A 21396-nucleotide genomic window follows, 5' to 3' on the forward strand; every position below is an offset into this window, starting at 1 on the left:
ATGACGACATTGGAACAGGATCGCTGGTCACGCGTGAAGAGTCGGCTGCGCTCGAACGTCGGCGAAGACGTCTATACGAGCTGGTTTGCCCGCATGGATCTCGAAGGCGTGCAGGAGGAGAGCGTGCGGCTCTCGGTGCCGACCCGCTTCCTGAAGAGCTGGATCCAGGCCCATTACGCCGAGCGCGTGCTGTCCTGCTGGCAGGCCGAGATGCCGGAAGTGCATCGCATCGATCTCACGGTCCGCTCCGCGGTGCGCCCGGTGGTGCAGCCGAAGGAAGCGCCCGCGCCGGTCGAGGCGCGCCGTGCGCCTGCGCCGGAGCTGCGTTCGACGGCGACCGCGCCGGTCTCCGCCAATCATGATGCGCTCGGCGGCTCGCCGCTCGATCCGCGCCTGACCTTTGCGAGCTTCGTGGTCGGCCGCTCCAACACGCTGGCGCATGCGGCCGCGCGCCAGGTTGCCGAAGGTCGCCGCGGCGATCCCGTCATGTTCAACCCACTCTACATCCATGCCGGTGTTGGCCTCGGCAAAACCCATCTGTTGCAGGCGGTGACCTGGGCCGGCAATTCCGGCAACGAGCGCAAGGTGCTGTATCTCACCGCGGAGAAGTTCATGTACGGCTTCGTCGCCGCGCTGAAGACGCAGACGGCGCTCGCCTTCAAGGAAGCGCTGCGCGGCATCGACGTGCTTGTCATCGACGACCTGCAATTCCTGCAAGGCAAGTCGACGCAGGCCGAGTTCTGCCACACGCTGAACGCGCTGATCGATGCCGGCCGCCAGGTCGTGATCGCGGCCGATCGTCCGCCGTCCGACCTCGAGAGCCTGGACGATCGCGTGCGCTCGCGCCTGGCCGGCGGCCTCGTGGTCGAGATGGGCTCGCTCGGCGAGGAGCTGCGGCTCGGCATTCTCAAGTCGCGCGTCGGAGCCGCCCGCAGCCATCACGCCACCTTCGACGTGCCGGAAGAAGTTTTGACTTATCTCGCCCGCGCCATCACCCATAACGGCAGGGATCTCGAAGGCGCGATCAACCGGCTCCTGGCGCACTCCAAGCTCAACAACCGGCCGGTGACGCTGGAGATGGCCGAGCACGAGGTCCGCGACCTGATCCGGCCGCAGGAGCCGAAGCGAATCAAGATCGAGGACATCCAGCGCGTGGTGGCGCGGCAGTATAATGTCAGCCGCTCCGACCTGCTGTCCTCGCGCCGCACCGCCAATGTGGTGCGCCCGCGCCAGGTGGCGATGTACCTCGCCAAGACGCTGACCCTGCGCTCGCTGCCCGAGATCGGCCGCCGCTTCGGAGGCCGCGACCACACCACGGTGCTGCACGCCGTGCGCAAGATCGAGGCACTGGTCTCCAAGGACAATGCGCTGTCCGAGGAAGTCGAGTCGCTGAAGCGTCAGCTTCAGGAATAAACGCCTAGGCTTTTTCCTACGCTCCCGCCGCCCCGGCCACGCCTGGGCGGCGGTCTTCGTTTCTGCGGGTAAATCGTGGGGAACTGGCCCGCAATCCCTTGAAACGGATGACTTTCCGCGCCACCTTGCGCGACCCTGAGGGCTTTGGTCATATCGGCTGGATGATCCGGCCTTTCGGGTCTTCGGTGCCGCGGCGCGCTTCTGGCCGTCCGGCTTTTTCATCTTGGGGATCGGGCGAGTAGTGCAATGAAGGTTACGGTCGAACGCGCGCAGCTACTGAAGTCGCTTGGCCATGTCCACCGCGTGGTCGAACGCCGCAACACGATTCCGATCCTCGGCAACGTGCTGGTCCGCGCCGAGAACGCCAAATTGTCGCTGAAGGCGACCGACCTCGATCTCGAGGTGACGGAGACGCTGCCGGCGGAAACCGCCACCGCCGGCTCGACCACGGTGCCGGCGCACATGTTCTACGACATCGTGCGCAAATTGCCTGACGGCTCGCAGATCGTGCTGGAAGCCGACGGCGACCGCGCCGTGCTCGCGATCCGCGCCGGCCGCTCGCGCTTCACGCTGCAGACCCTGCCCGAGAATGATTTTCCGGATCTCGCCGCCGGCGACATGTCGCATTCGTTCAATCTCGCCGCCAAGGACGTCAAGCGGCTGATCGACCGCACCCAGTTCGCGATCTCGACCGAAGAGACACGCTATTATCTCAACGGCATCTATCTGCATGCCGCAGGCTCCGCGAAGGCCGCGACCTTGCGCGGCGTCGCCACCGACGGCCACCGCCTCGCCCAGCTCGATCTGGTGCAGCCCAAGGGCGCCGAGGGCATGCCCGGCGTGATCGTGCCGCGCAAGACCGTCGGCGAGGTGCAGCGCCTGATCGAGGACAACGAGGCCGAAGTCACGATCGAGCTGTCGCAGGCCAAGATCCGCTTCACCATCGGCAACGTGGTGCTGACCTCGAAGCTGATCGACGGCACCTTCCCCGACTACGGCCGCGTGATCCCGCAGGGCAACGACAAGGAGCTCGTGGTCGACAAGAAGGATTTCGAGAACGCGGTCGACCGCGTCTCGACGATCTCGAGCGAGCGCGGCCGGGCGGTGAAACTGTCGCTGTCGCCGGGCAAGCTGGTGCTGTCGGTGACCAATCCGGATTCCGGCAGCGCCACCGAGGAGATCGAGGTCGAATACGCCTCCGACGCCCTCGATATCGGCTTCAACTCCCGCTACCTGCTCGACATCGCCGCCCAGATCGAAGGCGACGTCGCAACCCTGAAGCTCGCCGACCCCGGCTCGCCGACGCTGGTGCAGGACAAGGACGACAAGAGCGCGCTGTATGTGCTGATGCCGATGCGGGTGTGAGGGAGGTGCTCCCTCCGCGGCACACCCTGCTTCTGATGCCTAACGCGATGCCCGTTGCTGCGCCCTCTCCCCTTGTGGGAGAGGGCTACGCCGCTGGCGGACACACACTCTGTTGGGTGAGGGGTTAGTGCCGCAAGAGCCGTCCCATCGGCAAGTCCCCAAACATCTCCGCCAATTCGCGAAGAACATGCGGCACAAGCCGACCGATGCAGAAGCTGCGATGTGGCGGCTGCTCAGGGAACGGCGCCTATCGGACTTCAAGTTTCGCAGGCAGACCCCTTTCAAGAACTACATTCTCGATTTTGTCTGTTTCGAGAAGCGCCTTGTGATCGAGATCGACGGAAGTCAGCACGCCGAATCGCAAAGCGATACGGCCCGGGATGCAATCCTTGCAGCCGAGGGATTTCTGATAGCCCGTTACTGGAACAACGACGTGCTACAGCAGTCCACTTCCGTCCTGGAGGATATCCTTGCAAAGCTTGCCGGGCGGTAAGATACCCCTCACCCGTCGCCTCACTTCGTGAGGCGCCACCCTCTCCCACAGGGGGAGAGGGGAAGAATCCGTCCATAACGAATAAACGATGACCCCCTCCCGCATTCATCGCCTGACGCTGACGCATTTTCGCAATTATCGGGCGGCGGGGCTCGAGGCGGCGGCTGACATGGTGGCGCTGGTCGGGCCGAACGGGGCGGGCAAGACCAATTGCATCGAGGCGATCTCGTTTCTCTCGCCCGGCCGCGGCTTGCGGCGCGCGACGCTGGAAGACGTCGCCGACAACCAGGGCGACGGCTCCTGGGCGGTCTCGGCGCAGGTCGAGGGCGCGCTGGGGCTTGCCACGCTCGGCACCGGCATCGATGCGCCGCGCGCTGATAACGCCATCACCCGCCGCTGCCGCATCGACCGCGAGCCTGTGAGTTCGGCGACGGCGTTCGGCGACCACATCCGCATGGTGTGGCTGACGCCGGCGATGGACGGGCTGTTCATGGGCGGTGCGTCGGAGCGGCGGCGCTTCTTCGACCGCCTGGTGCTGGCGATCGACAGCGAGCATTCCAGCCGCATCTCGGCACTGGAACGTTCCTTGCGCTCGCGCAACCGCCTGCTCGAGACGCGCAATTACGACGACCATTGGTGCGACGCGATCGAGCGCGAGACCGCCGAGCTCGCGGTCGCAGTCGCAGCAACCCGCGGCCAGACCGCGGCACGGCTCACAGGCATGCTGAATGCGCGCGCGCAACAATCCGCGTTTCCATCGGCGCAGATCGCACTCGACGGATGGATGGAGAATGCGCTGCTGACCGAGACCGCGACGTCGGTCGAGGACCGCTACCGCCAGATCCTGCGCGACAACCGCCCGCGCGACGCCATCGCCGGCCGCACCACCGACGGGCCGCATCTGACCGACCTCCGGGTGATCTATGCGCCGAAGAGCGTGCCGGCGCGCGATGCCTCGACCGGCGAGCAGAAGGCGCTGCTGATCGGCCTCGTGCTGGCACACGCGACGCTGGTCGCCGAGATGACCGGCATCGTGCCGCTGCTGCTGCTCGACGAGGTCGTCGCCCATCTCGATCCGAGCCGCCGCGCCGCGCTGTTCGACGAGCTGCGCAAGCTCGGCGCACAGGTGTGGCTGACCGGCGCGGACCCGGCCGCGTTTGCCGAGATTGGCGCGGACGGCGAGATGTTTGACGTCGAGAGCGGACGCGTGTCGGCGCGCCGCTGATCGCCATTGAACCTGCCTCGTTCAGGTCACGACTAGCTCCCTGAGGCCGTGCCGGCGGTGTCGCAGCCGTTCCATCGCGGCGATCTCACAGCGCGCGATGTCCTTGAGGAGTGACCATGCGGACGGCAAGGCTCGGAGCGAGAGTTCCAGCACGATGGCGAGCGTTTGGGTGCGGCCTCGCCTTCCTCGCAAGCTGCCTGCTTGCGGCCACCGCCAGCGCCTGGATGCCGCATCTCGCGCCGCTGTTCTCGTCGGCGCTGACGCCGGATCCGGAGTCCACCCTGCCCGCGCCGACCCGGTACAGCTTCAGAGGGACCCACACCACCATCATCCGCGGCGTTGAAGCGCCGCTCCGCATCACGCTCGAAGCCACCATCCCCGCGGAGCTCAGCGACGTTCTCGCCTTCTACCGCACGGAGCTCGCAAAGCGCGGCTGGCAGGAAAGGCCGGATGGCGCGCTGGTCGCCGCCGATCACGTCCAGGTCGCCTTCGTCTCCCCGCTAGGGCCGGGAATGCTCGAGCTCGGCCGCAGGGACAGCAGCACCGTCGTCAATCTCGTGCAGCGCAACCAGGATGTCGCGATCAAGGGGAACGTCCTGCCCGAGCCCGACCAGGCGAAGCTGGTGTTCTCCAATATCAGCGAGACGGAAGCCGCGCTCACGATCAACGCGCGGACCATCAAGCGCCCGACCGGCGCCAACGCGGTATCGCTGGATCTGCAGCCCGGCAAATATTCCTACCAATTGAGCATCCCGGGTCATCCAGCCACCACGAACGTCCTCAACCTCGCGGCCGGGGATACCTGGGAGCTCACGGTCGGGCGCGACGGAGAGGCATGGTCGCCACTGCTGCTGTATTGAGCTTTTTTGAACCTCACGAGTTCCCGCCGCGACTAGTCGCCTGAGGCCGCGTCGACGGTGCCGCAGCCAGCAATCGCGCGAGGACCGACCCACGCGAAATCCAGGAGTTTTTCAGATGTCGATGATCAAGCACGGGACGCGAGCCCCGGCACGCTGGCGGCTGCTTGCCTGCGGCCTGTTGTTGGTGGCTAGTCCTGCGCGAGCGGCGCCATTCGACGCTGGCTATGTCGACGTTCACACACTGCCGATGCTGCAAGGCGCGATCGAGGACCATTCGCGCCCGGATCCCAACCGGGTGCAGTATGGCGTGCCGACCGTGGTCGCAGTGACGACCGCGGCCGTGAAGAAGATGCTCAGCACTGAGGGCTGGGTGCCCTATGTCCGTCCGCTCGACGAGACCAACACCGGTCTCGTCTTCAAGAAGGGTCGGCAGGGACTGTCCGTCTCCTTCACGCAGGGCCTCGGCCGGCCCGACCAATCCGCGGTCACCTACAGCCCGAACCGGATCTATTCGAACGTCCCGTTCCCGGACGGCGCGATCGATCTGGTGTTCGACGAGACCCGGCCCTATCTCGGCTGCATCGCACCCGGCGCTTTCGACGCAACGGTGAATTTCTACGCGAAAGAAATGGCCGCCATCGGCTGGCGCAAGCTCACGCCGGAAACAACTGCAAGCTGGCCAAATGCGGACCTGAGCGAGACCGTACCGAACGGCATACGTACCTTCTTCGACCACCCCGACGGCGACTCGACGCAGTTCTACAAGCAGAAGCCGGTGATGCTGACGCTGACCCGCCGCGACGACGGCCGGACCAATGTCGAGATCAGGATCGCGCCGTTCGCGCTGCCCACTGATCTCGAGGCCGGCGATGCGGCCGGCCTGCCGGAACCGAAACCGTTCAAATCGTCCTCGGGCAGGGGCAACGCCCAAACCGCCACGCGCGAGCTGATCGTCGCGGCCCTTGCCGATCTGCCCGCTGTGCTCGCCTTCTACCATCGCGAATTTGCCGCGCGCGGCTGGACCGAACAGGGAAGCGCGCCTCTTGCCCCCGGCGACGAGGTCGCACTGAAATTCTCCTCACCTGAGGAAAATGGCGTACTGCACCTTGGCCGCAAATACGATTTCACCATGGTCCGTCTGACCGCACAGGTGAAAGAGAGCGTGCTCGCCGCGCGCGCCAAGGCGAAGAAGGACGCCGATGACCAATTCATGAAGGACGCGGGGGCGATGACGAAACAGGTCCTCGCCGACGACGCGGCCCGTCGCAAGGCGCAGGCCGCCACGCTCTCCGATGTGCCGTTGCAGGCGCTCTCAGGCAGCAATACGCCGCTGCCGGTGCCCGAGAACGCGCAGGAGGTGGAGTCTGGCGACGGCCGACTCGAATTCAACTCCAGCTCAAGCGTCAAAGCGCTTGCGGCCTTTTACCGTGCGGCGCTGAAGCCAGCGGGCTGGAAGGAGGAGCCCTCTGTGATCGACCAGCCGAACATGGCGGTGATGGAGTTCGCCAAGGCGGGCAAGTCGATCTCGATGACGTTGATGCAGATGGGTCCAAAGGTAAATGTCAGCGCCAACGGATCCGGCCTGAGGGTGGCTGCCGCCAAGCCTGCCCCCACCAGCCAACCGGCGAGCAACGATTCCGTCGGCGCCCAGGCCGAAGCGTCCGCCCCGCTGGAAGCGGACCCGGACTCAGCGTTGCCGGTGCCGAAGCAGCGCACGTCGACTTCACTTGGCACGGCAAAACTGCCCGGCATCGAGGCGCCGTTCCGCCGCGAGCTCGACGCCAGCGTGCCGGCCGAGCTCAGCGACGTGCTGGCGTTCTATCGCAGCGAGCTTACAAAGCTCGGCTGGCAGGAGAAGCCTGAAGGCGCGGTAACGACCGCCGACCGCGTGCAACTCGCCTTCGCGTCCCCACAGGGGCCGGCCGTGTTGAAGCTTGGCCGCGCCAGGGATGAGACATCAATCAACCTCGTCCAGAAGAACCCGGAAGCTGCGACCAAGGCGGACATCATGCCGAAGCCCGGCCAGGCCAGGCTGATGCTCGGCAATATGGGCAGCCAGGAAGCTGTGCTCACCATCAACAAGCAGACCATCAAGGTTGCGGCCGGCGCCGGTGGCCCGCGGTCGCCGAAAGGGCCGATGCTCGATTTGCCGCCTGGCAAATACCAATATTCGCTGAAAATGGCTGGCCGACCGGCCCGCAACGACACCATCGACATCGCTGCCGGCGATGCCTGGGGCCTGATGGTGGGTCCGACCGGCGAGGCGCTGCCGCTGCAGATGTACTGATCCAGCGGGCCCTGATGCGAGAACGAACATGACGACGGTAAGGCGTGTGATGAGAGGTCCGGCACGGTGGTTGCTACCGCTGTGCGGGCTGGCTCTTCTCGCGGGCGGCCTGATCGCAGCAAGCGCTGGCGGATGGCTGCCGCATCCATCACCGCAAAGTTCGGCCGCACTCACACCGGCGGATCCCGACGCCGACCTGCCGGTGCCGAAGCAACACAGCTTCTTCAGATCCAGCACCACCCATGCGACCGGCATCGAAGTCCCGCTGCGGGTCGGACTCGAAGGCCGTGTGCAGGCCCAGCTCGGCGATGTGCTCGCATTCTACCGCACGGAGCTCGCAAAGCGCGGCTGGGAGGAAAAGTCGGATGGCGCTGTGGTTGCCGCCGATCATGTGCAGCTCGCCTTCGCCTCCCCCAAGGGGCCGGCCACACTGAAGCTTGGCCGCGCGGAGGACGAGACCACGGTCAGCCTGGTGCAACGGAATACGGAGGCCGCGGCCAAGGCCAACTTCCTGCCGATGCCCGGACAGGCACGGCTGATCTTCGGCTATCTCGTGCCGGACGTGGCCTCGCTCACGATCAACGATCAGACCATCAAGATCGCGGGCGGCGTAAATCACCCGCAAACGCTCGATCTGCCGCCCGGCACGTATTCCTACGAACTGATCGTGTCGGGCTATCCGGTCCGCACCTGTAGCATCACCGTGGCCTCAGGCGAGACTTGGTCCCTCAGCTTGGGTAACGACGACAAGGAGCCGGATCAGATCTACTGAACCCAGTGGCCTGTTCCGCGGCGCCACGGCGCCTCGGAACGCGCTTCTCCGCCCGCAAAATCCACGCCTTCAAGGACTAAAAACCGGGCCTCGAATCGGGCTTTTCTCTAGCCGCAGAATCGGCCTTTGCGAACCTTGAAAACCCGTAAAAAAATCCTATCTGATCAAAGGGTTGCTGGAAGATACTTTGCGCTAGGCGCAATCCCTCTTTCATGGCACAAATAGCTCTGCAATCAGCGCCTTTTGCGCGGCTGATTCGGGCGACATCTCGAAGGCCTCTCATGACAGAACCTGCTCGGCAGACGCCTGCCGAAAACGAGCCCTCAAATCCGAGCGATTACGGGGCGGAATCGATCCGTGTGCTCAAGGGGCTCGATGCCGTCCGCAAGCGTCCGGGCATGTATATCGGCGACACTGACGACGGCTCGGGCCTGCACCACATGGTCTACGAGGTCGTCGACAACGCGATCGACGAGGCGCTGGCGGGCCACGCCTCGCGCGTCGACGTCGTGCTCAACGCCGACAATTCCGTCACCGTGCGCGACGACGGCCGCGGCATTCCCGTCGACATTCACAAGGGCGAGGGCATTTCGGCGGCCGAGGTCATCATGACCCAGCTCCACGCCGGCGGAAAATTCGACCAGAACTCCTACAAGGTCTCCGGCGGTCTGCACGGCGTCGGTGTCTCCGTGGTGAACGCGCTGTCGAGCAAGCTCGGCCTGCGGATCTGGCGCGACAACAAGGAGCACTACATCGAGTTCGCCCATGGCGACGCGGTGGCGCCGCTGGTCGTCGTCGGCGACGCGCCGGGCAAGCGCGGCACCGAGGTGACGTTCCTCGCCTCGCCCGAGACCTTTAAGAACATCGAATATGATTTCGCAACGCTCGAGCATCGCCTGCGCGAGCTCGCCTTCCTCAATTCCGGCGTCAACATCGCTCTCTCCGACATGCGTCACGCGGTAGAGAAGCGCGAGGAGATGCACTATTCCGGCGGCGTCGAGGAATTCGTCAAATATCTCGACCGCAACAAGAAGGCCCTGGTGCCCACCCCGATCATGGTGCGCGCGGAGGCCAACGGCATCGGCGTCGAGGCCGCGCTGTGGTGGAACGACAGCTACCACGAGAACGTGCTGTGCTTCACCAACAACATCCCGCAACGCGACGGCGGCACCCATCTCGCCGGCTTCCGCGGCGCGCTGACGCGCCAGGTCAACGGCTATGCCGAGGCCAACGCGAAGAAGGAAAAGATCGCGCTGACCGGCGACGATTGCCGCGAAGGTCTCACCGCCGTGCTGTCGGTGAAGGTGCCGGACCCGAAGTTTTCGTCGCAGACCAAGGACAAGCTGGTGTCCTCGGAAGTCCGGCCCGTGGTCGAGAACGTGCTCAACGAGGCGCTGCAGGCCTGGTTCGAGGAACACCCGTCCGAGGCCAAGATGATCGTCGGCAAGGTGATCCAGGCGGCTGCCGCCCGCGAAGCCGCGCGAAAGGCGCGCGAGCTGACGCGCAAGAGCCCGCTCTCGGTCTCTTCGCTGCCCGGCAAGCTCGCCGACTGCCAGGAAAAGGATCCGGCGAAGTCAGAGCTGTTCATCGTCGAGGGTGACTCGGCAGGCGGCAGCGCCAAGCAGGGCCGCAACCGCGAATTCCAGGCCGTCTTGCCGCTCCGCGGCAAGATCTTGAACGTGGAACGCGTCCGCTCCGACAAGATGCTGGGAAGCGAGCAGATCGGCACGCTGATCACCGCGCTCGGCACCGGCATCAGCGAAGAGTTCTCGATCGAGAAGCTGCGCTATCACAAGATCATCGTGATGACGGACGCCGACGTCGACGGCGCCCACATCCGCACGCTCTTGCTCACCTTCTTCTACCGGCAGATGCGCGACATCATCGATGGCGGCTATCTCTATATCGCCCAGCCGCCGCTCTATAAGGTTTCGCGGGGCAAGTCCGAGCAATACCTGAAGGACGAGCGCGCGCTGGAAGATTACCTGATCGATGCAGGGCTCGACGATTGCGTGTATATTCCGGGCACCGGCGGCGACCGCTCGGGCCGCGATTTGCGCGCGCTGGTCGACGACGCGCGAATCGTCCGCAGCATCCTGCGCAATCTGCACAGCCGCTATAACCGCAAGGTGGTCGAGCAGGCCGCCATCACCGGCGTGCTGAACAAGGACATCTACGGCGATCCCGAGAAGGCGGCGGCCGCGGCGCAATACATCGCGGGCCGGCTGGACAACCAGGCCGAGGAGGTCGAGCGCGGCTGGGTCGGGCAATTCGTCGAGGGCCAGGGTTTTCTGTTCGAGCGCACCGTGCGTGGCGTCAAGGAGGCCGCGATCATCGACGACGCACTGCTCGGCTCGGTCGAGGCCCGCAAGCTCGACGAATTCACGACGAAGCTCCAGGACGTCTATGCCCGTTCCGGCAAGCTGCGACGCAAGGACGCCGAGCACCCCGTTCACGGCCCGGTCGACCTGTTCGAGGCGGTGACCGAAGCCGGCCGCAAGGGCATCACGCTCCAGCGCTACAAAGGTCTGGGCGAGATGAATCCGGAGCAGCTCTGGGAGACCACACTCGACACCGACGTCCGCTCGCTGCTTCAGGTGAAGGTCAAGGAGGTCGACGAGGCCGACGACATCTTCACCAAGCTGATGGGCGACGTGGTCGAGCCGCGCCGCGATTTCATCCAGGAACATTCGCTGAGCGCGACGATCGATATCTGAGGCGTTCTGTGCCTCTCCCGCTTGCGGGAGAGGCCGACGCGCTCGCTGAGCGCGGCGGGTGAGGGCTCTCTCCGCCCGGGACATTCTCCGTCAGTTTCGACAATCCCACCGCGGAAACACCCCCTCCCCAGCCCTCCCCCGCATGCGGGAGAGGGAGCGCACCTCCTTCGTGGTGACGATCAAGCCCGAATTGCTACTGCGCACGATTCTCGGTAGTTTCCGCCCTCAAAGCAGCCCGCCCCAACCGCAACAGGACGGAGAGACCCACCGTGGCGCCCATCCAATATATCGTCGAGGGCGGTCACCGGCTCTCGGGCTCGATCGAGCCGTCCGGCAACAAGAATTCGGCGCTCCCGATCATCGCGGCCGCGCTGCTCACCGAGCATCCGGTGACGCTCCAGAACGTGCCGAGGATCCGCGACACGGAGACGCTGGTCGAGCTGATCCGCTCGGTCGGCGCGTCGGCGGAATGGAGCTCGCGCAATACGCTCGTGATCCATGCCAAGAGCATCCGTGCCGCCGACCTCGATCCCGATCTCTGCGTCCGCATCCGCGCCTCGATCCTGCTCGCAGGTCCCCTGCTCGCCCGCTGCGGCGAGGTGATGCTGCCGCCGCCCGGCGGCGACGTCATCGGCCGGCGCCGGCTCGACACCCATGTGCTGGCGCTGGAGCAGCTGGGCGCAAAGGTCACTGCGACCGACCGGCTTGAATTCCGCGCGCCAAAGCTCACCGGCGCCGACGTATTCCTGGACGAGCCGAGCGTCACCGCGACCGAGAACGCGCTGGTTGCGGCGGTCGCGGCCGACGGCGTCACTTACTTGCGCAACGCGGCCTCCGAGCCGCACGTGCAGGACCTCGCCAATTTCCTGGTCGCGCTCGGCGCCAGAATCGAAGGCATCGGCACCAACACCATGGTGATCCATGGCCCGGCCACGCTGGGGGAAGCGACCTATGCGATCCAGCCCGACCATATCGAGGTCGGCTCGCTGATCGGGCTTGCCGCGGTGACGCGCTCGCCGCTCCGCATCGTGCGCGCCGGCGTCGAGCATCTGCGCTCGATCCGCATGGGTTTCGAGCGGCTCGGCATCGTCTGCCGGGTCGAGGGCGACGATCTGATCGTGCCGTCGAACCAGACGCTGAAGATCCAGGACGATTTTGGCGGCCATGTGCCGAAGCTGGAGGACCAGCCCTGGCCGGCCTTCCCGGCCGATCTGATGTCGATTGCGATCGTCACCGCCACGCAATGCGAGGGCGTGATCCTGATGTTCGAGAAGATGTTCGAATCGCGGATGTTCTTCGTCGACAAGCTGATCGCGATGGGCGCGCGCATCGTGCTGTGCGACCCGCATCGCGCCATCATCGCAGGTCCGAGCCGCCTGCGCGGCGCCTCGATGATCTCGCCCGACATCCGCGCCGGCATGGCGATGCTGCTCGCCGCGGTCTGCGCCGAAGGCACTTCGACGATCAACAACGCCGACCAGATCGAGCGCGGCTACGAGCGCATCGACGAACGGCTGAACGCGCTCGGCGCGAAGATCCGGCGCGTGCCGGAGCGGAAGGGTTGAAGGCTCTTTCCGTTCTCCCTTGCGGGAGAGCTCGCCGTAGCGACAGTATCGTAGGGTGGGCAAAGCGAAGCGTGCCCACCATTTCTTGCGAAGTCTTTGATCGATGGTGGGCACGGCGCAAGTGCGCCTTTGCCCACCCTACGATTCCGAGCTGGCGGATAGAGCCCCCTCACCCGTCTCGCTCTCGGGGCCATGCTTTCGACGCGCGGCCGTGCTAATGAGCCCGCCATGCTCGACACCATCCAACCCCATCCGCAGCCGCAAGCCGGCGTGCCGCAAAATCATCTCGCAGATGAACTCGTCGAGACGCTGCGACTGGCCGTGCCGATGATGCTGACGCAGCTCGGGCAGATGGCGATGATGACGACCGATCTGGCGCTGATCGGGCGGCTCGGCGAGGATGCGGTCGCGGCTGCGGCATTGGCGCACACGGTCTATTTCGTCAGCTTCACCTTCGGGCTCGGCCTCGTCGTCGCGGTGTCGCCGCTGGCCGCGCAGGCGTTTGGCGCCGGCGATGTCGGGCGGATGCGGCGATCTCTCCGCGTCGGCCTGTGGGTCTCGCTGCTGATCTCGCTGCCGATGATGGCCTCGCCGCTCTATGGCGAGCAGATTTTGTTGGCGCTAGGGCAGGCGCCGCAGTCTGCGCGTCTCGCCCAGCATTATCTGAACGGTCTCGCCTGGGGCATCGCGCCGGCGCTCGGCTTCGTCGCACTGCGCGGCCTGATGAGCGCGATGAACCGGCCGCAATCGCCGCTGTGGATCACGCTGGCCGCGATCCCCGCCAACGCCGCGCTGGTCTATGCGCTGATCCACGGCCTGTTTGGCCTGCCCGAGCTTGGGCTGCTCGGCGCAGGGCTTGCCACCACGCTGGTCAATCTCGGCACCTTCGTTGCCGCGCTCGCGATCGTCGCATGGCGGAAGCCATTTGCCGGCTATCGCCCGCTCGCTCAACTCTGGCGCATCGACTGGCCGCTGCTGCGCGAGCTCGTCGTGCTCGGCGCGCCGATCTCGTTTGCGATGCTGATGGAATATGGCCTGTTCTCCTCGGCCGCGCTGCTGATGGGGCTGATCTCGACCACCGCCCTTGCCGCGCACCAGATCGCACTCCAGGTCACCGCCGTGTTGTTCATGGTGCCGCTCGGCATCGGCATGGCAGCGACCGTGCGGGTCGGCCATGCTGTCGGCCGCAACGAGCCGGCCGCCGTGCGGCGCGCCGGCCTGGTCGCGGCGCTGCTCGGCATTGCCTTTGTCGCCGCGCTGACGATTGCCATCGTGCTCGGCCGCTACGCGCTGGGACGGCTGTTCTTCGGCGGCAGCGAGGCCAGCGCGCCAACGGTCGCGCTCACCGCAACACTTTTGCTGGTCGGCGCGACCTTCTTCATCGCCGACGCGCTCCAGACCATCATGGGCGGCGCACTGCGCGGCCTCAATGACACCCAGATGACACTGGTGTTCGCGGCGATCGGCTATTGGTGCGTCGGCTTCCCGATCGCCTGGATGCTCGCCTTCCACGCCCATCTCGGCGCGGTCGGCGTCTGGATCGGACTGTCGATCGGATCGTTCGTCTATGCCGGGCTCTTGATCTTGCGCTTCCGGATGCTGACGCGCAGACTGGCGGGATGACAGGATCCGTTCGTGAAATCACCCCTGATGTCGATGCCGGCATGGTGCTGTCAGGCGCGCAGTTCATCGACGCGTTTCGCGTCGAGGTCGGCACCACGCCATTGAGTGCCCGGGAGGCCTGCACCCGAATGGTGCTTCACGGACCGCGCTGGATCGATGCGCTGACGCGCCTGCGCAACGTCCTGGTGACGCCCTTTGGCTTGAAAAAATCGGGTGAAGGCGCCTACGCGCCCGGCGGCCTGATTGGCCTGTTCCCGGTGGTGAGCGAGACGCCGGAGCGTCTGGTCGCCGGCTTCGACGACTATCATCTCGATTTCCGTATCGTGGTCGACGTCGCCGGCGAAGCGACGCTTCGCCACGTCACCGTGACCACTCTGGTGAAAACGAACAATTTCCTCGGACGGACTTACCTCGCGCTCATCACGCCGTTCCATAAGCTCGTGGCACGTAGCATGATGGGATGCATCGTGGAGCCGGCGCGATGACGCTGTCTGTCGACCTGTTCTTTTCCTTTCGCAGCCCTTTCAGCTATCTGGCGCTGCCGAAGACATTGAAGCTGGTCGCGGACCATGATCTCGCGGTGAACCTGCGGCCGGTCTATCCGCTCGCGGTGCGCGTGCCCGGGTTCTTCAAGAAGGCCAGCCCGAACTTCATCCGCTATGTGGTGCTCGACAGCACGCGCGTGGCGCAGCACGAGGGCATTCCATTCCGCTTTCCGCGGCCCGATCCAATCGTCCAGGACAAGACGACGTTCGATGTTGCGGCTGAGCAGCCTTACATCCACCGACTGACCCGGCTCGGCGCCATGGCACAGCTCGAAGGCCGCGCGCTCGCATTCACCAACGCGATCGCACGCGTGCTGTGGGACGGCTCGGTGGCGGGTTGGAACGAGGGCGATCACCTCGCGCGCGCCGCCGCGACAGCCGGCTTCGATCTCGCCGCGATGGACGTCGCGATCAGCGCCGATCCCGATCGCTACGAGCAGGTGATCGTCGAGAACGAAAAGGACCACGCGGCGAGCGGCCATTGGGGCGTGCCGACCTTCGTGTTCGAGAACGAGCCGTTCTTCGGCCAGGACCGCATCGATCTCCTGCTCTGGCGCTTGCAGGGCAAGGGGCTGGCGAAGCGGTAGCTATTCCGCGACCTTCACCGGTCCATCGGCCGCGGCTTCCGACCATTCGCCCACGACGCGATCGAGATCGCAGAGATTCTGGTGCATCTGCTCCAGCGAGAAGCCGAGCGCGAAGAAGCGCTCGGCGGTGTCGCCGGGCTGGCCGCGGATCAGGCCGTCCTGGCGCACCGCGGCGACCGCCTCGGCGTAATGCTGAAGCGCGACGTGGACCGGATGGATCGCCGGCGCGCCGGCGCCTTCGCGCAGGGCTGAAGCGGCTGAACGCAGGAAGCGCGCGATCACGGTCGAGACTTCGGTCAGCGGACCTGCGAGCCGCGTCTGCACCTCGACCGGCAGCGGCACCACGGTGGCGCGTCCGATCATCACGACGTCGTGGCGCAGCCGCAAAATCGTGCGCAGCAGCGGGCCGGTGTCGGGACCGCTCGACAGCCGCGCGGAGCGCTCGCGCTCGGCTTCTGCGCCGATCGCGTTCATGCCGACCATGGCGGTGCCGATGCCGTCCTGGATCCGGTGCAGCGCGTCGTTGTCGCGGCCGCGCGTCAGACCGGCGAGCAGCTCGGTGAAGGCATCCGCGATCAGTTCGAGCAGTTTTGCCGCGCTGGCGCGGATCTGCCGCACCGCGCGCGACGGCAAGACCAGGAAGGAGACGAGCAATCCCGTGATGGCACCGACGCCGACCTCGCTGATGCGATCAATCGCCGAGGTCAAGGGATCGGAATGATGCATGGTCGGAACCAGCAGCACGATGATGGCGGTCACGGTGGCCGAGTTGAGACTCGGATTGATCGCGGCGATGAAGGCGAGCGGCGCGACTGCGAGCACCAGCAGCGCCAGCAGGCCGGCTTCGCTGGAATAGTGCAGCAGAATGGCGATGGCGCCGCCATAGAGGGCGCCGCCGATGGTGCCGAGCATGTAGTCGCGCGTCGCCTTCAGCGAGCGACCGACACTCATCTGGGTCACGATCAGCGAGGTCAGCACCGCCCAGAGCGGCAGCAACAGATGCAGCGCGGTCGCGATCACATAGGCCGCCACAGCCGCCACCGTGACCCGGATCGCCAGCCCCAATTGCGTCCGCCGCGACCGGATCCGCTCGAACAGCTGCTTTGCGAAGGCCATCGTCAAACTATCCCAATCCCCGTAACCAGCCAAAAGCATAGCTGATGCCCGCGGCCCCATGGCCGCTTGAAAGGCGAAATCAGCCCGCCTAACTTGCCGGCCAAAACGAGGAAACACGATGGCCCACGAAACCGCAACGCTCGCCGCCTATGTCGCAAACCTGAAATTCGCCGATATTCCGGCGGAGGTGCTGGATCGCGCCAAGGTGCTGACGCTGGATTTCCTCGGCAGCGCGATCCGGGCGAGGTCAGAGGCGGAATCGACCCCGTCGCTGCTGAAGATGCTGGAAGCACTGGCGCTCGACACCAAGGGTGACTCCACCGTATTCGGCGATGCCAAGACCTGGACGCCCGCGGTGGCTGCCCTCCTCAACGGTGCGCTCGGCCATTCCCTCGACTTCGACGATACGCATGCCGATTCCTCGCTGCATCCGAGCGCGCCGGTGGTCCCGGCCGCGTTCGCCGTCGGCGAGATGGTCGGTGCTTCCGGCCGTGACGTGTTGACCGCGATCGTCGCGGGCTACGAGGTCTGCTGCCGGCTCGGCAACGCACTCGACCCGACCTCGCATTATGCCCGCGGTTTTCATCCGACTGCGACCGCCGGCACCTATGGTTCGGCCGCGGCGGCTGCAAAGCTGTTCGGCCTTTCGGAGACACAGATCGTCGCCGCCTTCGGCGTCGCCGGCAGCCAGGCAGCGGGCTCGCTGCAATTTTTGATGAACGGCGCCTGGAACAAGCGCTACCAGGTCGGCGCCGCCGCGATGAACGGCGTGATCGCCGCGACGCTCGCGCGCAACGATTTCGTCGGCGCGACCGAATCGGTCGAGGGCAAGCATGGCCTGCTCGCCGGCTACACCGACGACGCGCATCCCGAGAAGGTGGTGGCCGGCCTCGGCAAGACCTATGAGACCATGAAGATCGGCGTGAAGCCGTATCCGAGCTGCCGCTACACCCACGCCGCGATCGACGCGCTGATCGCGATGCGGCGCGAGCACAATCTGACGCCCGATCAGGTCAAGCGCGTCGAGATCGGGCTGCATCGGAACGGCATCACGCTGACCGGCGACGCCGCGACCAAGCGGCATCCGACATCGATCGTCGGCGGCCAGTTCTCGATGTTCTTCACCGGCGCGCTCGCGCTCGACCAGGGCTCGTTCGGCTGGGACGATTACAACCGTCTCGGCGATGCCGAGATCGACGCCCTCGCCGACAAGTTCGACGTGGTGCAGGACGATCGCTTGGAGGTCGGCCGCACCCATCCCTTTGGTGCACGCGTCAGCATCACCACGGATGACGGCGTGCATGAGCGGCTCTACGCCGATCCGTCCGGAGAGCCGAATTCGTTCCCCGACGCGCAGGCGATGCAGCAGAAGTTTCTGACGCTGGCGCGGCCCGTGCTGAATGCACGGGCCGACAAGCTCGCCGATGCGATCATGACGCTGGAGCGGTTCGATCGCGTGGCTAAGGCGACGGAGCTGGGAAGGCAGTAGACCTCTCTTCTCCCTCCCCCCGTTCTTACGGGGAGAGGTTAAGTCAATTCGCTCCAGCCAGCTTCCCCGTCTCGCGCGTTGTCGCAACCACATCGCGCACGAGATCGAACACGCCATCCCCTTCCGGCGGCACGTTCGGCGAACGACCCATCCGCACGATCACCAGTTTCTCCGAGGGAATGATGATCGTGTACTGCCCGATCGTGCCCTTGGCGAAGAACGCATCGCGGGGCCAGCTATGTTTGATGCGAAAATTCGCGCCAAAGCTGTCGCCCTGGTTGGTCCAGAAGCCGGCGCCGATGCCGACCCAGGCATTTGGCGTCGCCGTCGCCGAATAATTCACCCAGCCCTCGGGCAAAATGCGCTTGCCGCCGGCGACGCCGTCATTGAGATACAGCTGGCCGAAGCGCGCCCAGTCGCGCGCGGACGCCAGCATCTTGCTTGAGCCTTCGATCGTGCCGGCACCGTCGAGCTGGAGCGTGACGTGATTCATGCCGAGCGGCGCGAACAACTCGTGGTGCGCAAAGCGCAGTGCATCTTCGGGTTTGCCGCCGGCGGCATTGCGGATCAGATGCGCAAGCATGATGGTATTGCCGTCGTGATACTTCCACACCGTGCCCGGCGCGGTTGCAAGCGGCATGCTCGCGGCATAGGTCGCCATGTCGTCTTCCGCGAATTTCATGACATTGACCGGTTCGAGCGCGGAGCCGAGCGAGGCCTGCAACGAGCTTCCGAGCGCAATTCCTGCGGTGTGACGCAGCAACTGATCGACGGTGATGGCATGACGCGGATCGTCGGGATTTTGCCAGGCCGCAACTGGCGCGGGCCCATCAAGCTTGAGTTTGCCCTGGCGCACGAGAATGCCTGTCAGCGCCGACATCACCGACTTCGTCATGGAGAAGCCGAGCAGCTGCGTCTCCGGCCCGACACCATCGGCATAGCGCTCGGCGATGATGCGGCCGGCCTTCATGATCACGACCGCGCGGGTGCGGCGGTAGGGCGGCTGCGCGGGCTCGGTGAAGGCACGGTCGAGCGCGGCGGACAGTCCCTCGCTTTGCGGCGGCACGGGTTCCGGGCCGGCGATCTCGGGTAACAACGCTGGCTGTTTCTCGTCAGGCGGCAACGCGACGGCGACGATCCCCTGGCCGTGCTCGAGGGTACAGCCGAGGCCCTCGCGATAGACCGCATGGCTGCGGCCGATACCGAACAGCGTCACCGTGACGTCCTTGCGGGCGCGATCGACCTGATAGTCCATCGCCCAGGTCAGGAGGCCCACGCCCGGCATCGCATCGGTGGTCTCGGCGAGGTTGCGGCTGGGATCGAGGCCGGAGACGAACGTCTCCGAGCAGATCGTGTCGGCGATGAAGCCGGTCGCGACCTTCGGCACGTCGCGGGCCCGGGCCGCGCCGAGCGCGAGGCCGGCGGCGACGATGGTGGTGGTGAGGAGGACGATCTTGCGGCGGCGGGTCACGGGCTTTCTCCAGCTTCAGGGGCGTGGTGGAGAGGAAGCCGGATACGGGCGACGCGCGCTCGCCGGATTTGGAAAACGGCCGCATCGAAACTGACCGGGGCTAGCCGATTCCAAAATTATCCCGTGATTTCAATAGCCTAAAAACTAGGCCGCATCGGCCTTGAGCCGCCGGTATTCCGTCGGCGTCACGCCGGTGACCGCCTTGAAGGCGCGGTTGAACGGGCCGAGCGACTGGAAGCCGGCATCCATCGCGATGGTGATGACGGGAACTTCGGCCTGCGACGGATCGGCGAGCGCGGCTTTGGCTTCCTCGATCCGGTGGTTGTTGAGGAACACATTGAAGTTGCGGTAGCCGAGCCGCTGGTTGATCAGCCGCCGCAGCCGGTATTCCGGGATTCCGAGCTTTGTGGCAAGCGTGCCGATGCTGATGTTGTCGTGACGATAGATGCGCTCGTCGGCCATCAGCCGCATCAGCGCATCGACCAGTTTCTGATCCGCGCTGGAATCCCCGGCAATTGCGGCCGGGGCGGGAAGGCTTGTCACGGCTTCGGCGGGCGCCGGAAACAAGTCCGCAGCATTGACCTGCATCATCGCATAGCAGATCGCGGCGACGAGACCGGCAAGAATGGCCGCGTTCACGACATTGGCGATCGCGGCGTCATCCCTGCCCCATATCGATATCTGCAGCAGCACATTGACGCCGCCATAGAGCAAGGCTGCGCTGACGATGAAAATCCGCAAATTACGCCGGCGCTCGACCAGATCGGCCGACCAGGAGATGATGGTCTGGGCTATCGCCAGCACGATAAAGCAAAGCGCCAGCAGATTGACCGCGATGATCGCCGGCCGGCCGTGGACCGCCGGCGCGATCCACATGCAACTGACAAAACTGTAGGCCGAGACCGCCGCCCAGATCAGCGCGTGCCACCAGCGCGGCACGAATGAATCGTCGAGCAACGCGCGCGTGAACAGCCACAGCACCACGGCATCGCCGGTCGACAGCGCGATCAGCGGCGCATGCCATATCGAGACCGGCGCGGTCGAGCCGATCTCCGAGGTGACGGCGTGGGCGATGGTCCCCAGCGCCAGCGCAATGGTGAGGCGTCCCGCCACGCTATGGCGGAAGTCGCGCAACAGCGAGGCCGCCAGCACCAGCAGCAGGGCCACGGTCGCGGCACGCAATGCGAGATCGATCGAAGCAAGTGACATGGATATCTTCTAATTCAGATCACGTTTCCGTTCAATTTTACGATTGCATCCACACGGCGCGCGATGTGATCCAGGCGTCGGCAGGCTTGCCGAACAGATCGATCTCGCGATCCTTCCGCGCACCGAGCTTGCGCGCCACGGCTTGCGACGGCGCATTCACGCTTTCGATACAGTGCATGATCTCGTCGATCTCAAAACTGTCGAAGGTCCAGTCGATCGATGCGCGGGCCGCCTCCACCGCGTAGCCTTTGCCGCGAAATTCGCGGGCTATGCCCCAGCCGACCTCAAAACCCGGCCAGCTTGGCGGGCACCACGGGCCAACCCGACCGACATAATTGCCGCTCGACTTTTCCTCGACCACGAACATGCCAAAGCCGTGGAGCGCCCAGTGCCCGGAGATCACAGCCGCGTTGCGCCAGCCGGCGATTTCGGTGGTGACAGGTTTGCCGTCGGCTGCGATGAAACGCGCGGTGCCGGGGTCGCTCAGCATTGCGGAATTGGGCGCGACGTCGCTGGCGCGCCACGGGCGCAGGAGAAGACGTTCCGTCTCGATTTGGGGGCCTGTGACCTCGAGCAATCTGGCGCCGGGCTTGAGCGGCGGAATCATCGGTCGTCTCCCGTTCCCATCATTGTTCTGCTACGATCATACCAGCAAGAAA

Annotated in this window: 17 protein-coding genes; 13 read left to right on the forward strand and 4 right to left on the reverse strand. The window is 65.4% G+C overall.

All coding sequences use genetic code 11. The features are described 5' to 3' along the window. The 12 genes from dnaA to IC761_RS00060 all read left to right on the forward strand — a co-directional run bounded on the left by dnaA (window position 1) and on the right by IC761_RS00060 (window position 15452). Window positions 1-1413: a chromosomal replication initiator protein DnaA gene (gene dnaA, locus IC761_RS00005; RefSeq protein ID WP_195801284.1), complete on the forward strand. Its 1413-nt coding sequence runs from the start codon at window positions 1-3 to the stop codon at window positions 1411-1413. Between the two features lie 246 nt (window positions 1414-1659). Next, window positions 1660-2778, forward strand: a complete 1119-nt coding sequence (gene dnaN, locus IC761_RS00010; RefSeq protein ID WP_195801285.1) for a DNA polymerase III subunit beta — start codon at window positions 1660-1662, stop codon at window positions 2776-2778. 127 nt (window positions 2779-2905) lie between these two features. Further along, the gene (locus IC761_RS00015; RefSeq protein WP_195801286.1) at window positions 2906-3271 is read left to right on the forward strand and encodes an endonuclease domain-containing protein; all 366 of its coding nucleotides are present in this window, start codon (window positions 2906-2908) and stop codon (window positions 3269-3271) included. Between the two features lie 88 nt (window positions 3272-3359). Next, window positions 3360-4496, forward strand: a complete 1137-nt coding sequence (recF, locus tag IC761_RS00020; protein WP_195801287.1) for a DNA replication/repair protein RecF — start codon at window positions 3360-3362, stop codon at window positions 4494-4496. Window positions 4497-4612: 116 nt separating this feature from the next. Then, window positions 4613-5356: a hypothetical protein gene (locus IC761_RS00025; protein ID WP_195801288.1), complete on the forward strand. Its 744-nt coding sequence runs from the start codon at window positions 4613-4615 to the stop codon at window positions 5354-5356. 115 nt (window positions 5357-5471) lie between these two features. Beyond that, complete coding sequence (locus tag IC761_RS00030) at window positions 5472-7643, forward strand: hypothetical protein (protein WP_195801289.1); 2172 nt, start codon at window positions 5472-5474, stop codon at window positions 7641-7643. Window positions 7644-7671: 28 nt separating this feature from the next. Then, on the forward strand, window positions 7672-8415 hold the full coding sequence (locus IC761_RS00035) for a hypothetical protein (RefSeq protein WP_195801290.1): 744 nt from the start codon (window positions 7672-7674) through the stop codon (window positions 8413-8415). Window positions 8416-8696: 281 nt separating this feature from the next. Beyond that, the gene (gene gyrB / locus IC761_RS00040; RefSeq protein ID WP_195801291.1) at window positions 8697-11132 is read left to right on the forward strand and encodes a DNA topoisomerase (ATP-hydrolyzing) subunit B; all 2436 of its coding nucleotides are present in this window, start codon (window positions 8697-8699) and stop codon (window positions 11130-11132) included. Between the two features lie 269 nt (window positions 11133-11401). Beyond that, entirely contained in the window at window positions 11402-12697 is a 1296-nt protein-coding gene (gene murA / locus IC761_RS00045) for a UDP-N-acetylglucosamine 1-carboxyvinyltransferase (protein ID WP_195801292.1), read from the forward strand. 228 nt (window positions 12698-12925) lie between these two features. After that, window positions 12926-14320 carry an MATE family efflux transporter gene (locus IC761_RS00050; protein WP_195801293.1) on the forward strand — a complete coding sequence of 465 codons (1395 nt, stop codon included), beginning with the start codon at window positions 12926-12928 and terminating at the stop codon, window positions 14318-14320. Then, window positions 14317-14805 (forward strand): DUF2867 domain-containing protein, encoded by a 489-nt coding sequence (locus IC761_RS00055; RefSeq protein ID WP_195801294.1) that lies wholly within the window; start codon window positions 14317-14319, stop codon window positions 14803-14805. Before IC761_RS00050 ends, IC761_RS00055 begins: the two co-directional genes overlap by 4 nt. Then, entirely contained in the window at window positions 14802-15452 is a 651-nt protein-coding gene (locus IC761_RS00060) for a 2-hydroxychromene-2-carboxylate isomerase (protein ID WP_195801295.1), read from the forward strand. The genes IC761_RS00055 and IC761_RS00060 overlap by 4 nt, the downstream gene beginning before the upstream one ends. Here the strand turns inward: IC761_RS00060 and IC761_RS00065 are convergent, their stop codons facing one another. Continuing rightward, entirely contained in the window at window positions 15453-16568 is a 1116-nt protein-coding gene (locus IC761_RS00065; protein ID WP_195801296.1) for an FUSC family protein, read from the reverse strand. It abuts the gene before it with no gap. Window positions 16569-16686: 118 nt separating this feature from the next. On the opposite strand from IC761_RS00065, the gene IC761_RS00070 reads away from it, so the two are divergent. Then, window positions 16687-18057, forward strand: a complete 1371-nt coding sequence (locus IC761_RS00070; protein ID WP_195801297.1) for an MmgE/PrpD family protein — start codon at window positions 16687-16689, stop codon at window positions 18055-18057. Window positions 18058-18100: 43 nt separating this feature from the next. On the opposite strand, the gene IC761_RS00075 is transcribed toward IC761_RS00070, so the two are convergent. The 3 genes from IC761_RS00075 to IC761_RS00085 all read right to left on the reverse strand — a co-directional run bounded on the left by IC761_RS00075 (window position 18101) and on the right by IC761_RS00085 (window position 21344). Next, on the reverse strand, window positions 18101-19528 hold the full coding sequence (locus IC761_RS00075) for a serine hydrolase domain-containing protein (protein ID WP_195801298.1): 1428 nt from the start codon (window positions 19526-19528) through the stop codon (window positions 18101-18103). A 144-nt stretch (window positions 19529-19672) separates the two neighbouring features. Continuing rightward, the gene (locus IC761_RS00080; RefSeq protein ID WP_195801299.1) at window positions 19673-20737 is read right to left on the reverse strand and encodes an AraC family transcriptional regulator; all 1065 of its coding nucleotides are present in this window, start codon (window positions 20735-20737) and stop codon (window positions 19673-19675) included. Between the two features lie 37 nt (window positions 20738-20774). After that, window positions 20775-21344: a GNAT family N-acetyltransferase gene (locus IC761_RS00085; protein WP_195801300.1), complete on the reverse strand. Its 570-nt coding sequence runs from the start codon at window positions 21342-21344 to the stop codon at window positions 20775-20777. Window positions 21345-21396: the final 52 nt, after the last annotated feature.

The sequence above is a fragment of the Bradyrhizobium commune genome (assembly GCF_015624505.1).
Taxonomy (GTDB): domain Bacteria; phylum Pseudomonadota; class Alphaproteobacteria; order Rhizobiales; family Xanthobacteraceae; genus Bradyrhizobium; species Bradyrhizobium commune.